Raw genomic sequence first — 13,255 nt, 5'->3', positions numbered from 1 at the left:
AAAATGACCGGACAATTGTCCGATAGACCGAGTGTAGCAGAGCGCCGGATTCGATGTCAAAACAAATTTGCGTAAATATAGCCCGGAATATGCGGCCAAGCCTGCCATTTTTTAAGGAAAATCGAACATAACGGCCGGAAATGCGGCAAAATGATCACTTTTGACGATATTTAAGAGGCTTGAACGCCTACATGGTGACCGAGCACTTCTGTCGCTGTGGCCATTCTTGTACCATCGTCCGAAAACAACTCCGGCGACGCCTCTACAGCGCCGCCGGATAGATGCTCCCGCTTCTTAGTATCCTTCGCCTTGCAGCCCCTTCACGATCGCCACGCTCGCGCTCGCGCCGATCCGCGTCGCGCCCGCTTCGATCATCGCCTGTACCGTTTCCAGGTTACGCACGCCGCCGGATGCTTTGACGCCGATGTCGGGACCGACCGTCTTGCGCATCAAGGCAATGTCGGCCGCCGTCGCGCCGCCGGGCCCGAAGCCCGTGGACGTCTTCACGAAGTCCGCGCCGGCCTTCACGCACAGCTCGCAGGCCTTCACCTTCTCTACGTCGGTCAACAGCCCCGTCTCCAGAATGACCTTCAGCACCGCGCGGCCTTTACACGCCGCCGCCACGGAAGCCACGTCGCGCTCGACCTCCTCGTACAGACCGGACTTAAGGGCGCCAACGTTCAGTACCATATCGACTTCCGTCGCGCCGGCCGCGATCGCGTCGCGCGCTTCCAGCGTCTTGGCGATCGTCGTGGACGCGCCGAGCGGGAACCCGACCACGGTCGTAATGCCTACGCTCGTGCCCGACAGCTCCGCCGCCGCCGTGCTCACCCAGTACGGGTTTACGCATACCGTGGCGAAGCCGTATTCCTTCGCCTCTTGGCACAGCGCGATTACGGCTTCTTTCGTGCTTTCGGGCTTGAGCAGCGTATGGTCAAAGTAAGAAGCCAGCTCCTGCTGCGAATTCGTTGTCATGATTAAATCTCTCCTTTAGGTGGGTTGGACGCGTCCTGCGCGCCGTCTAACAAATAAGCGGCGGTGATATGGTCGGTAATCAGCACGTTCGTATAGCCGCCCCGCAGCGCGCCGCGAATGCCGCTTACTTTGCGGGCGCCGCCGGCCACGAGGATCGACTTCTCTTTGTACCGCAGCTCCTCGAGGTCGATGCCGATCGTGCGCTGGCTCAGCTCTTCGGAGCATAGCTTGCCCTCGGCGTCGATATACCGGGAACAAATATCGCCCGCTCCCCGCTCGTATATGAGCGCCAGCTCCTCTTCCGTGAAGTAGTCCGCGCGAATGAGAACGGAATCGTCCGTCGGCGCGCCGACCGTCACGACCGCGATATTCGATCGTTTGCCCAGCTCCAGAATGCCCTGGATATGCCGATCTGATTCGATCGTTTGCTTCACGACCGGATGATCCACGATCGCCGGCAGCGGGATGAAGTAAGGGACGGTATGGAACGCCTTGCCGAACAGGTGGATGATCTCATGCGCGTACGTATTCGTCTCCGAATGGCTGACGCCGCCGTTCAGCTGCACGACCTTCACGTCTTTCACGTGCTTGTCCTTCAAGTTCAAGGCCACTTCGTACAGCGTCGTTCCCCACGTCGCCGCGATAATGTCGCCGTCTTTCACCGTTTCGTGCACATAATCGGCGGCCGCCTCGCCCAAGTACTTTTTCACGATCCCATCATCATATTGCGGGACCGTCACCACGATCGCTTTTTGGAGCCCGAAAGCCCGCTCCAGCTGCTCCGCCAGCATGACGCTGCTCTCGCGCGGGTCGTGAATCGTGATTTGGACATACCCTTCATCCTTCGCCTGCTGCAGGAAACGAGACACCGTCGGGCGCGACACCCCGAACAATCGGGCGATTTCCTGCTGGCTGTAATCCAGCTGATAGTACATGCGGGCCGCATCGATCATTTTGGCCAGCTTCTCTTCCGCGCGCTCTTCCATGTCGACCACCGCCGTTATTATTTTTAACAAACGTACATTTAAAAATAATCATTCGTTCATATTCTATTGTACAAAGGCGCTCTGCGGAAAGCAACATCGTGCATCCACCAACATCGGCTGGCCGCCTAACATACTAAATGGAATTTTTAAACATACAGAATTTCTGAATTTCACCATAATCCGAAAGTATAATCGCAATATCAGTAAGAAGTCTGACGATACTCCGCACATTTATACGTTATAATAGAACAATTCCTAGCAAATTCCGATAACACCTCCATACATAAAACCATTATATACCATTACTTTTCTATGAATCGGAGCGATACACATGCGCTACTTCTCTAAGTACCCCAAAGAAATCAACGTATTTCTTGGCGCCAGTCTGATCAATTCAACCGGCAGCTCGCTTATGTGGCCGCTCATCGCCATGTTCGTCTTCGACGAACTGGGCCGCAATATGAAGGCCGCCGGCCTTGTCATTCTGATCCATTCCTTGGGCGGCATTGCCGGTCAACTGCTGGGCGGGGCGCTGTACCACCGCGTCGGCGTGAAAAGGCTGATCGTTGGCGCCCTCGGGATGAACGCGCTCGGCCTGTTCGCGCTGCCGGTCGCCAGCCAATCCTGGCCGCTTTTCATCACCCTAATGGCGCTCATCGGCGTCTTCAACGCGCTCTCCATGCCGGCAATTCAAGCGTTCATCGGCTTTCGCTTCCCCGAACGCCGCGGCGAGCTGTTCAACGTCATCTACGTCGCGAATAACATCGGCGTAGCGGTCGGCACCGCGCTAAGCGGCTTCCTGGCCGACGTCTCCTACACGCTCAGCTTCGTGTTGAACGGCGTCACATCCGGCGCGTTCGCCGTCTTCTTCCTCTTTTATTTGGGTCGGACCGAGAACAAGACCGCCGGGTCGCCGGTCCTTGCCCAGACGAGCGTCTCCAGGTCCGAGAGCGCCTGGATGCTCATGCGCAACATTCGCATTTACCTGTATATGTCCGTGGCCGTTCTGCTGCTGAACTTCGGCAACTCGATTTGGAATACGGGCGTCTCTCCGTTCATCATTGCCGAAGACATGCCTAAGCGGATGTACGGTTTCCTCTGGACGCTGAACGGCATTCTCATTTTTGTCGCGCAACCGCTGATGACGCTGCTCAAACGAACGGCTGCCCGCACGATCAACGCCCAAATGACGGCGAGCGCCATCTTCTACATGGCCGGCTACGCCTGCATTCTGACGATGCAAAGCTACCCGGGCATGGTGCTCGCCATGATTCTGGCCACCTTCGGGGAGATGCTCATCGCGCCCGCGATGCCCGCCTTCCTCTCTGAACGGGCCGGCAAGCATACGCCGTTCTACTTGGGTCTCTCCGGCGGCATCGGCTCTGCCGGTCGCGTGATCGGACCTTACATGATGGGCGCTTATTATGATCGAGGCGGCTTAAGTCCCGTGGCATGGCTGGCCGTCGTCACCGCGCTGCTATCGATCGGATTTTTCATCATTCACGCCATGGCCAGCCGGCATCGGGCCAGCGCGAAGGCGAGCGCCGCGGCGGTCAGCCAGACGTAAATATTCGACGCCGCATGCGATCGCCCGGCTTCCATCTCCTCGCGGTCCGCAGGCAGACTAGGTATGGCTGCGTGCAACGACGTGCATCCGACGTGCTTCGACGTCAAGACCGCCCTCCATCCCATCGCGCATCCGCATCGCGACCTCGCAGCTCGTCGAAGCCGCCATCGCTCGTCTGCGTCTCCCCTTATTGTGCGTAACGATTGCCGACTCGCTTGCTAACATGCATCCGCCCCAAGCTCCCTTCACCGGAGCTTGGGGCTTTTTGCACTTGCCGCCGCCGTGGCAGACAGAGAGCGACACCCTCCGCAGGCATGTGCGCCGCTTACGCCGTTTTCCCCGCATTAACACTAGTTTTAGCGATTGCCCACTACCTTTGTCTACCCGGCAGGGAGGGCGCATATGCATGGCGAATACAGTGGCCAAGACGTTGATAGAGGTGATGGGATGATGATGAAAACCAAAGAGGTGGCGCGGCAATTAGGGGTAAGCCAAACGACGGTCAGACGCTGGATGACCCTTCTCCCGTCCACGCCGGCCAAAGACGCCTTCGGCAGCTTCCTGTTCGAAGAACGCGACCTGGCGCATCTGCGAGACATCCAGAACCAAATCGAAAGCGGCAAAGGCATGAGCGAGATCACGCTAGCCGCCCAGCGCGAAGTCTCGGGCGCTACGAGACTGCCGCAGTTAGCGGCAGAGACCGCGTCTGACCTCCCGCCCGAGTATGAGTTCGACCCCGCCATGCAGCAGCTGATCAACGAAATTACCAGCAGCGCCGTACAGACAGAGGAGGAGGCGTCCGACGCGCCGGCAGCCGTCGTTGTGCATACGGAACCCGCTCAGCCGGAGATAATGCCGGAACAACTGGAACCTATCACCAATGAGGTGCGCGAACGCTTGCAAAGGCTGGAGCAAGCGCTTGCCCACAAAGCGGACGATGTCGTCTCGGTTCAACTGCTTCAGCACCGCGAAGAGCTGGAGGAACTGCGTCAAACCGTAAGTCAGCTGGCCGCGGCGGTCGAGCAGCTCCAAATGCCCCTCCAGATGGTCGCGGCGGCAGGCTGGGATTCGACGAACAAGCTGGCGCCGATTCCGATCAAACAACGACCGAAGAAACGCAGCTTCCTGCGGCAACTCTTCTTTTTCATTTAATCTTTTAGCTTCGCGGTCATGCGGCATGCCGACGCACAGCCTTTCCCCCGGCAACGAATCACTCGCCCCTTGACCGCGATTTTGATTTTTCGCCCGTTACCGATACGCCGCTCCCACACATCCAAAAAGTCCCGTTGCCTCGTAAATATTTCGTCCTCCTGCTGAGGAGATACCCCCTCAACCGCGCTCGCTTGTCCCTACTCTTGGCCCCCACCATCTACATCACCTTGGCTCGCTTGTCCCTACTCTTGGCCCCCAAGCATCTACATCACCTTGGCTCGCTTGTACCGCTTTAGCTTCGTTCTCCTTTGTACCTGCAAAGCATCGTTTGCTCGCCTCCTGTCTCTCCCTTCCCTTCTCAAGACCCTATTTTCGTAGCCCTCCATCACCATCAACAGCTTCCAATTACCCTGCTAATCCGATCAAAAAGCCTCATCCTCACGCACACTGCTTCCGTCCATCCCACCCTCGCATCGATCCATATATCGCGCTTCTCACCCTCCCACTAGCTTAAACCCGACCCTGTCTGACGTCCTAATGTAAATATAAACATTAATAAATTCATAAAAATACTATTGACTCTTTCGTCCGTTTTACCGACAATGTAAGGGTATACATGAAGGAGGTCTAACGGATGAAGGCAAAAGCACTAGCCCTGGTTTTACTTACCGCTGCCCTGCTGTCGAGCGCCTGCAGCAGCGCGTCGAATAATGCGGGTTCCAATGTCACCACCACCGCACCGCCGGTGTTCGAAAATGTATCGGTGCACGACCCGTCCATCATTGAATCGGACGGCACCTATTACGTGTTCGGTTCCCATCTGGCCTCGGCCAAGTCATCCGATCTGATGGCATGGACGCAAATTTCCACCAGCGTGTCCGACGACAACCCGCTCATCCCGGGCGTCAAGGAAGAGCTCGCCGAGACGTTCGCGTGGGCGGAGACCGACACGCTGTGGGCGGCAGACGTCATTCAGCTCGAGGACGGCAAATACTACATGTACTACAACGCCTGCCGCGGCGATTCGCCGTTGTCCGCCATGGGCGTTGCCGTATCCGACAACATCGAAGGCCCCTACCGAAATCTGGGCATTATGCTGAAGTCCGGCATGGTCGGAGAGGCCGGCGCGGACAGAGAGATTTACGATGCGACCGTCCATCCGAACGTCGTCGACCCCGACGTGTTTTATGACAAGGACGGCCAATTGTGGATGGTGTACGGCTCGTACTCGGGCGGCATATTCATCCTGAAGATGGATCCGAAGACCGGCTTCCCTCTCCCGGATCAAGGCTATGGCAAGAAGCTGCTGGGCGGCAACCACAGCCGGATCGAAGGACCGTATATGCTGTACAGCCCAGACACGGAATACTACTACCTGTTCCTCTCCTATGGCGGATTGACGGCCGACGGCGGGTACAACATGCGCGTCGCGCGTTCCAAAAATCCGGACGGTCCTTTCGTCGACGCCGAGGACAAGCCGATGGAAGAGGCGATGGGCGCCTTCGGCACCGTTTTCGACGATGCCTCCTATGCGCCATACGGCGCCAAATTGATGGGCAGCTACGCATTCCAACCGGCAGAAGGCGAGACCGATGGCAGCGAATACGGCTATGTGTCGCCCGGCCACAACTCCGCTTACTACGATGAGAAGACGAAGCGTTATTATCTGATCTTCCACGCGCGGTTCCCGAATCTTGGCGAGCAGCATGAAGTCCGCGTCCATCAAATGTTCTTCAACGAGGAAGGCTGGCCGGTGGTCGCGCCGTACCGCTACGGCGGCGAGAAGATTGCCAATTATGCCAAAGCCGACATTACGGGCGAATACAAATTCGTTAACCATAACAAAGAGATTACGGCCGACATTCAACAATCCGCCGTCATCACCCTCGCCGAGGATGGCGCCGTAACCGGCTCGGTCAGCGGCACGTGGAAGCTCAGCGACGATCACACGGCGACGATCACGATCGATGGCGCCACCTACAAAGGCGTGTTCCTGCGGCAATATGACGAGACTGGAGAGCGTCAGACGATGACCTTCTCGGCGATGTCGGGCGAGGGCATCACGATTTGGGGCAGCCGCATCGTCTCCCCTTAAATACTCGGTTACAACAAAAGCAGGACATTGCCCCGACGGGCGACGTCCTGCTTTTTGCATTCTTCTGCTATAATCAGGTATTAGCTGATAAGGACAATTCCACTTCGTCCCCTATAAAGCCCACTCACCGCGGGTCTGCCGCTAAGGAGGAACGTCAGATGAAAATCGTCATTGCCCCCGACTCGTTCAAGGGAAGCCTTACCGCGGCCGAAGCCGCGCAAGCGATCGAACGCGGCATCCGCAACGCTTTCCCCGAAGCGGACACGGTGCTCGTCCCGATGGCCGATGGAGGAGAAGGATCCCTGGAGCCGATCGTTCGAAGCGCCGGTGGCACGTTCGTTACGCACACCGTACGTGATCCGTTCGGCTCCCCCGTCGACGCCGCATACGGGCTGCTTGCGGACGGCACAACCGCCGTGGTCGAAATGGCGCGCGCGTCGGGCCTGCTCCTCGTGCCTGCTCCTCTGCGCAATCCGGGACTGACGTCGACCTACGGCACGGGCGAGCTAATCCGGCACGCCTTGGACAAGGGTTGCAGGCGTTTTATTGTCGCCTTGGGCGGCAGCGCGACCAACGACGGCGGCGCAGGCATGCTCGAGGCTCTTGGAATGGCGTTCTATGATGCGAGCGGCTGCGTCATCCATCCTTCGGGAGGGAACCTCGAACAGATCGCGCGCATCGATGACGCCGCGTTCGATCCGCGTATTGCCGAATCCGATTTTCTCCTTGCTTGCGACGTGAACAATCCACTGATCGGGGTCCATGGCGCAACCGCTGTGTATGCCCCGCAGAAAGGCGCAGCCCCCAGCAATATCGAGCACTTGGAGCGCAATATGCGCCACTGGGCCGACCTCGTAGAGTCGAAGACGAACCTGCGGCTGCATGATTATCCGGGGGCTGGGGCCGCCGGCGGTTTAGCAGGCGCGTTTCTCGCGTTCTTCCCCTCTCGTCTGCGCCCTGGCATCGAGGTGGTCATCGATGCAGCCGGATTGCGCCGGCATTTGTCTGGAGCCGACTTGGCAATCACCGGGGAAGGCAGTCTCGATGCCCAGACCGCGTCGGGCAAAGCCCCCTTGGGCGTCGCGCGTGAAGCGCAATCGCTCGGCATTCCCGTCATCGCGCTGGCCGGCGCCGTCCGCCCGGATTTGCGCGCGCTTTACGAGGGCGGCATCAACTGCGCGTTCAGCATCGTCAATACCCCTATGACACTGGACGAAGCCATCACGCGCGCCGCAGAACTGCTGGAGCACGCCGCCGAGCAAGCCGTTCGGGCTTTTGGGGCCGGTCGTTAGGCGCAGCTTAACCAGCTTGAAGCTCCAATCCAAGCGCTTCAAGCTGTCCCGGCTCCCCCGGCGGCTGCATTTCGCGCCATGCGCCGAGGGATGCATCGTATCGATGGGCCTATACCGCTTCCACAGATTCCGCAGTCCTTTTCAGCGCTTCGGTTGCCTTCCCTACCTTCATTCCTCTACTGGGGGGCAACCAAGCACCTAAGTGCCACTCGCTCCCTAATCAGGCCCCTGGATCTAGCGAATCGAATAAGATAAAGACGGGAAATTGCTTCGAGCTGATTTGGAGCCCGACCGGTTGCCCGTCTTGGTCCTGGTACGACACCATGTACGCCCCGAACTGCGACGAATACTCCAGCGTTTGAAAACGCAGATCGCGATCCCCATAATGAACGGTCAAATAGATTGCCGCCGTCATCCGTGCCGTCATCCGCTGTACGGGCCCAATCGATAACAAGATAAATAGCAACGCGACGATCATGAACAGCAGCTGCATGCTCACTCGATATTTAGTCATCCCAGACCCTCTTTTGCTCCCGATTTACTATATTAACAACGCTGCCCACGGTGCCGTAGGTCTCGTTCACCCAACCCGACCGCCTCAGGCTAAACCTGCTCCACATCATTCCACTTCATGTCCTTCTATTCCCAAGACGATAGCCCCTGCTCGAAAGCTTTCCCCGACAGCAAAAAAGCCGTCCGCAATTAGACGGACGGCTTGCTGCTTACGCGCTGATTTGCAGCGCCATGATAATGGCGGTCAACCCGAAGCAGACGTTCAGCAGACAGAGGAATACGAGCGTCTGCTTCTGATTCAATCCCGTCGCCAACAGCTTATAGTGCGCTTGGGACGCATCGGCTTGGTATATCGGCTTGGAAGCCCGTATCCGGCGAATGACGACGATGACGTTATCGAAGATCGGCACCCCTAGCGCCAAAATCGGAATAAACAGCGATAACAGCGTGGCCCCTTTGAACGCCCCGTCAAGCGCGATAATACCGAGCATGAATCCTAAGAACGTCGCCCCCGCATCGCCCATAAATACCCGTGCAGGCGGCTTATTGTAGCGCAAATAACCGAGTGCCGCGCCTACGAGTATAATGGACATGAGCGCGGAATCGCTCTGCCCCATCGTGAGCGCCACGACGAACAGCGTCCCGCCCGATATCGCGGACAACCCGCCTGCCAAGCCATCCATGCCATCCGAGAAGTTAATGACCGTCGTGACGCCGAAAATCCACAGAATCGTAAGCAGAAGCTCCAGCCACGTCGGCAAATTCACGAATTGTCCGTTGAACGGATTCGTAAACCCCTCGAAAGCGATGCCCGACGAATAGACGATGACAGCGGCGCCGACCTGTACGACCAACTTCGGCAGGGATGCAAGCTCCTTGCCCCGCGTTTTGTACCAGTCATCGATCAGCCCGATGCCGAGAATGCACAATCCTCCGCCGGTGATGGCCCACGTCTGTGCAGAGAAAAGGCCGCCGCATGCATAGTAAACCGCGAAAAATCCGACGAATATCGCGATACCCGCCGTCAGCGGAATCGGCTCCCGGTGAATTTTTCGTTCGACATCCGGTCTAGGCTTGTCCACGAAGTCGATTCGGACCGCCAACTTGCGCAGCGGAGGAATAAGCACCAGCACCAACAAAAATGACAGCGTAAAGCCAGCCCAGTAGAGCATGTGGATCCTCCTCGTAATCAGATGACATCTTCTGCAGCACTTCGATTCTCATGATGCCTAGTTTGTCCAAATGACGACGAAATCCGCGAAAAAGTTGCATTTTGCCCCAACTTTTACCACGATGTACCTAAGACTACTTCAACAGCCTCCGAAATCCCTCATCCCTCCATCTATCCTCCTGCACGCCACGCCTGGCGATATCTCTACGTCTCGACCGTCCAAAGCAGCCTGCCGCCTTGAATGCCAAGCAGCATCTCTTCCTAGCTCGCCAAGTTCCTTAACTACTCGCCGACGTGTGACCGAGTACTGAGCACCGCGTGCCGGGAATGCACCGCGCGCGGGAAGGGGTGCAACCATTTCAATTCAGGTACCGTTTCAAGGTGAACAACGCAAAAAAACCGGCGGATAATCCGCCGGTTACGATTGAAAAAGAATGGTCGGGATGACACGATTCGAACATGCGACCCCCTGGTCCCAAACCAGGTGCTCTACCAAGCTGAGCTACATCCCGATATACAAGCAGTATCTCATTGGATCAACCATGAGATGAAGGTGGAGGCGCCACCCAGATTCGAACTGGGGGTGAAGCTTTTGCAGAGCTCTGCCTTACCACTTGGCTATGGCGCCATAAAAATGGAGCGGAAGACGGGAATCGAACCCGCGACCCTCGCCTTGGCAAGGCGATGCTCTACCGCTGAGCCACTTCCGCATAAACATATTGGTGCGCGTAGAGGGACTTGAACCCCCACGGTCGCCCGCCAGATCCTAAGTCTGGTGCGTCTGCCAATTCCGCCATACGCGCGAGCTTCGACCATTTAGGTCAATATATGAAGAAAGTGAGCCATGTAGGACTCGAACCTACGACACCCTGATTAAAAGTCAGGTGCTCTACCAACTGAGCTAATGGCTCATAATAAAATGGCTGGGGATCAAGGATTCGAACCTTGGCATGACGGAGTCAAAGTCCGTTGCCTTACCGCTTGGCTAATCCCCAATAAAAGATGGGGCGATCGAGGGGAATTGAACCCCCGAATGTCGGAATCACAATCCGATGCGTTAACCACTTCGCCACGACCGCCACGGTCAAAAATACTTCTGGCAGGGGCAGCAGGAATTGAACCCACACTAACGGTTTTGGAGACCGCTGTTCTACCTTTAAACTATGCCCCTATAACTGGTGGAGGATGATGGATTCGAACCACCGAACTCGTCAGAGAACAGATTTACAGTCTGCTGCGTTTGGCCACTTCGCTAATCCTCCGTGAAACTGGTGCCGCCGAGAGGACTTGAACCCCCAACCTACTGATTACAAGTCAGTTGCTCTACCAGTTGAGCTACAGCGGCGTATAAAGTTAAATGGTGGCTCGGGACGGAATCGAACCGCCGACACGAGGATTTTCAGTCCTCTGCTCTACCAACTGAGCTACCGAGCCGTACTAAAATGGCGGAGCCGACGGGATTCGAACCCGCGGTCTCCTGCGTGACAGGCAGGCATGTTAGGCCTCTACACCACGGCTCCGCATTATAATTTGGTTGCGGGGGCAGGATTTGAACCTGCGGCCTTCGGGTTATGAGCCCGACGAGCTACCGAGCTGCTCCACCCCGCGTCATTAGAAAATCTATATGGTGGAGGCTGACGGGATCGAACCGCCGACCCTCTGCTTGTAAGGCAGATGCTCTCCCAGCTGAGCTAAGCCTCCATATAAAAGTGGTGACCCGTAGGGGATTCGAACCCCTGTTACCTCCGTGAAAGGGAGGTGTCTTAACCCCTTGACCAACGGGCCGTATGTAGAAAGAACGGAGAAGGAGGGATTCGAACCCTCGCACCACTTACGCAGTCTAACCCCTTAGCAGAGGGTCCCCTTGAGCCACTTGGGTACTTCTCCATGAATGGCTCCCCGAACAGGACTCGAACCTGTGACAACTCGATTAACAGTCGAGTGCTCTACCAACTGAGCTATCAGGGAACATTAGAAACGATATTGGTGGAGCCAAGCGGGATCGAACCGCTGACCTCCTGCTTGCAAGGCAGGCGCTCTCCCAGCTGAGCTATGGCCCCTTAGAATATGAATGGTTGGCCTTAGTGGACTCGAACCACCGACCTCACCCTTATCAGGGGTGCGCTCTAACCAGCTGAGCTAAAGGCCAGTAAATAACAAAACCCACAAAAGAGTGGGTGTGATTCCATTGTAAACAAGGCAATTACACCCTGAAAACTGGATACGAAACTCAACACTTTAGCTGTGTTTGTCTAAGCTCTTGCGAACTTAAACGTTAGGATAAGCCCTCGACCGATTAGTATTCGTCAGCTGCACGCATTGCTGCGCTTCCACCTCGAACCTATCAACCTGGTCGTCTTCCAGGGGTCTTACTAATTGGGAAATCTCATCTTGAGGGGGGCTTCACGCTTAGATGCTTTCAGCGCTTATCCCGTCCGTACTTGGCTACCCAGCGGTGCTCCTGGCGGAACAACTGGTACACCAGCGGTACGTCCATCCCGGTCCTCTCGTACTAAGGACAGCTCCTCTCAAATTTCCTACGCCCACGACAGATAGGGACCGAACTGTCTCACGACGTTCTGAACCCAGCTCGCGTACCGCTTTAATGGGCGAACAGCCCAACCCTTGGGACCTACTTCAGCCCCAGGATGCGATGAGCCGACATCGAGGTGCCAAACCTCCCCGTCGATGTGGACTCTTGGGGGAGATAAGCCTGTTATCCCCAGGGTAGCTTTTATCCGTTGAGCGATGGCCCTTCCATTCGGTACCACCGGATCACTAAGCCCGACTTTCGTCCCTGCTCGACTTGTTGGTCTCGCAGTCAAGCTCCCTTATGCCTTTGCACGCTTCGAATGATTTCCAACCATTCTGAGGGAACCTTTGGGCGCCTCCGTTACATTTTAGGAGGCGACCGCCCCAGTCAAACTGCCCGCCTGACACGGTCCCCCCACCCGATTCAGGGTGGCGGGTTAGAACTCCGATACGATCAGGGTGGTATCCCAACGGCGCCTCCACCCAAGCTGGCGCTCAGGCTTCTCAGGCTCCCACCTATCCTGTACAGATCGTACCAAAGTCCAATATCAAGCTGCAGTAAAGCTCCATGGGGTCTTTCCGTCTTGTCGCGGGTAACCTGCATCTTCACAGGTATTAAAATTTCACCGGATCTCTCGTTGAGACAGCGCCCAAGTCGTTACGCCATTCGTGCGGGTCAGAATTTACCTGACAAGGAATTTCGCTACCTTAGGACCGTTATAGTTACGGCCGCCGTTTACTGGGGCTTCGGTTCATAGCTTCGGGTTGCCCCTAACCACTCCCCTTAACCTTCCAGCACCGGGCAGGCGTCAGCCCGTATACTTCGCCTTACGGCTTCGCACAGACCTGTGTTTTTGCTAAACAGTCGCTTGGGCCTTTTCACTGCGGCCCCCTCGGGCTATTCACCCTACCGAGGCACCCCTTCTCCCGAAGTTACGGGGTCATTTTGCCGAGTTCCTTAACGAGAGTTCT

8 protein-coding genes, 19 tRNA genes and 1 rRNA gene (1 of these 28 cut by a window edge) are annotated in these 13,255 nt (G+C 56.7%); 4 read left to right on the top strand and 24 right to left on the bottom strand.

The genetic code is table 11. The features are described from left to right. Nucleotides 1–294: 294 nt before the first annotated feature. On the bottom strand, nucleotides 295–975 hold the full coding sequence (deoC, locus tag ACFSKT_RS32010; protein ID WP_377718853.1) for a deoxyribose-phosphate aldolase: 681 nt from the start codon (nucleotides 973–975) through the stop codon (nucleotides 295–297). Between the two features lie 2 nt (nucleotides 976–977). Further along, on the bottom strand, nucleotides 978–1,961 hold the full coding sequence (locus ACFSKT_RS32005) for a sugar-binding transcriptional regulator (protein ID WP_377718854.1): 984 nt from the start codon (nucleotides 1,959–1,961) through the stop codon (nucleotides 978–980). A 331-nt stretch (nucleotides 1,962–2,292) separates the two neighbouring features. On the opposite strand from ACFSKT_RS32005, the gene ACFSKT_RS32000 reads away from it, so the two are divergent. The 4 genes from ACFSKT_RS32000 (at nucleotide 2,293) to ACFSKT_RS31985 (ending at nucleotide 8,067) form a co-directional block, all read left to right on the top strand. Then, complete coding sequence (locus ACFSKT_RS32000) at nucleotides 2,293–3,528, top strand: MFS transporter (protein WP_377718855.1); 1,236 nt, start codon at nucleotides 2,293–2,295, stop codon at nucleotides 3,526–3,528. A gap of 450 nt (nucleotides 3,529–3,978) precedes the next feature. Then, the gene (locus ACFSKT_RS31995) at nucleotides 3,979–4,680 is read left to right on the top strand and encodes a MerR family transcriptional regulator (RefSeq protein ID WP_377718856.1); all 702 of its coding nucleotides are present in this window, start codon (nucleotides 3,979–3,981) and stop codon (nucleotides 4,678–4,680) included. Nucleotides 4,681–5,314: 634 nt separating this feature from the next. Continuing rightward, the gene (locus ACFSKT_RS31990; RefSeq protein ID WP_377718857.1) at nucleotides 5,315–6,775 is read left to right on the top strand and encodes a glycoside hydrolase family 43 protein; all 1,461 of its coding nucleotides are present in this window, start codon (nucleotides 5,315–5,317) and stop codon (nucleotides 6,773–6,775) included. A gap of 158 nt (nucleotides 6,776–6,933) precedes the next feature. Then, the gene (locus ACFSKT_RS31985) at nucleotides 6,934–8,067 is read left to right on the top strand and encodes a glycerate kinase (RefSeq protein ID WP_377718858.1); all 1,134 of its coding nucleotides are present in this window, start codon (nucleotides 6,934–6,936) and stop codon (nucleotides 8,065–8,067) included. Between the two features lie 220 nt (nucleotides 8,068–8,287). Here ACFSKT_RS31985 and ACFSKT_RS31980 read toward each other — a convergent pair whose 3' ends face one another. The 22 genes from ACFSKT_RS31980 to ACFSKT_RS31875 all read right to left on the bottom strand — a co-directional run. Beyond that, entirely contained in the window at nucleotides 8,288–8,581 is a 294-nt protein-coding gene (locus ACFSKT_RS31980; protein ID WP_377718859.1) for a hypothetical protein, read from the bottom strand. Between the two features lie 208 nt (nucleotides 8,582–8,789). Further along, complete coding sequence (locus ACFSKT_RS31975) at nucleotides 8,790–9,752, bottom strand: MraY family glycosyltransferase (protein ID WP_377718860.1); 963 nt, start codon at nucleotides 9,750–9,752, stop codon at nucleotides 8,790–8,792. 434 nt (nucleotides 9,753–10,186) lie between these two features. After that, nucleotides 10,187–10,263 (bottom strand) — tRNA-Pro (locus ACFSKT_RS31970). Nucleotides 10,264–10,305: 42 nt separating this feature from the next. Beyond that, nucleotides 10,306–10,379 (bottom strand) — tRNA-Cys (locus tag ACFSKT_RS31965). Nucleotides 10,380–10,386: 7 nt separating this feature from the next. Next, nucleotides 10,387–10,461, bottom strand: a tRNA-Gly gene (locus ACFSKT_RS31960). A 10-nt stretch (nucleotides 10,462–10,471) separates the two neighbouring features. Further along, a tRNA-Leu gene (locus tag ACFSKT_RS31955) sits at nucleotides 10,472–10,554 on the bottom strand. 35 nt (nucleotides 10,555–10,589) lie between these two features. Then, nucleotides 10,590–10,662 (bottom strand) — tRNA-Lys (locus ACFSKT_RS31950). A 9-nt stretch (nucleotides 10,663–10,671) separates the two neighbouring features. Then, a tRNA-Gln gene (locus ACFSKT_RS31945) sits at nucleotides 10,672–10,746 on the bottom strand. Between the two features lie 8 nt (nucleotides 10,747–10,754). Next, nucleotides 10,755–10,830, bottom strand: a tRNA-His gene (locus ACFSKT_RS31940). Nucleotides 10,831–10,848: 18 nt separating this feature from the next. After that, nucleotides 10,849–10,922, bottom strand: a tRNA-Trp gene (locus ACFSKT_RS31935). Between the two features lie 5 nt (nucleotides 10,923–10,927). After that, nucleotides 10,928–11,013 (bottom strand) — tRNA-Tyr (locus ACFSKT_RS31930). 7 nt (nucleotides 11,014–11,020) lie between these two features. Beyond that, a tRNA-Thr gene (locus tag ACFSKT_RS31925) sits at nucleotides 11,021–11,096 on the bottom strand. 13 nt (nucleotides 11,097–11,109) lie between these two features. Then, nucleotides 11,110–11,185: transfer RNA gene (locus ACFSKT_RS31920), tRNA-Phe, on the bottom strand. Between the two features lie 9 nt (nucleotides 11,186–11,194). Continuing rightward, nucleotides 11,195–11,271 (bottom strand) — tRNA-Asp (locus ACFSKT_RS31915). An 11-nt stretch (nucleotides 11,272–11,282) separates the two neighbouring features. After that, nucleotides 11,283–11,359: transfer RNA gene (locus ACFSKT_RS31910), tRNA-Met, on the bottom strand. Between the two features lie 17 nt (nucleotides 11,360–11,376). Beyond that, nucleotides 11,377–11,452 (bottom strand) — tRNA-Val (locus ACFSKT_RS31905). 9 nt (nucleotides 11,453–11,461) lie between these two features. Beyond that, a tRNA-Glu gene (locus ACFSKT_RS31900) sits at nucleotides 11,462–11,536 on the bottom strand. A gap of 14 nt (nucleotides 11,537–11,550) precedes the next feature. Continuing rightward, nucleotides 11,551–11,638: transfer RNA gene (locus ACFSKT_RS31895), tRNA-Ser, on the bottom strand. A 5-nt stretch (nucleotides 11,639–11,643) separates the two neighbouring features. Next, nucleotides 11,644–11,719, bottom strand: a tRNA-Asn gene (locus tag ACFSKT_RS31890). A gap of 16 nt (nucleotides 11,720–11,735) precedes the next feature. Next, nucleotides 11,736–11,811 (bottom strand) — tRNA-Ala (locus tag ACFSKT_RS31885). A 12-nt stretch (nucleotides 11,812–11,823) separates the two neighbouring features. Further along, nucleotides 11,824–11,900: transfer RNA gene (locus tag ACFSKT_RS31880), tRNA-Ile, on the bottom strand. Nucleotides 11,901–12,027: 127 nt separating this feature from the next. Beyond that, nucleotides 12,028–13,255, bottom strand: a 23S ribosomal RNA gene (locus ACFSKT_RS31875) (it continues 1,701 nt past the right edge of the window).

Origin of the sequence: Paenibacillus xanthanilyticus (assembly GCF_042682185.1) — a bacterium.
In the GTDB taxonomy this organism is placed as follows: domain Bacteria; phylum Bacillota; class Bacilli; order Paenibacillales; family Paenibacillaceae; genus Paenibacillus_Z; species Paenibacillus_Z xanthanilyticus.
This window is presented reverse-complemented; position numbering and strand designations above follow the sequence as displayed.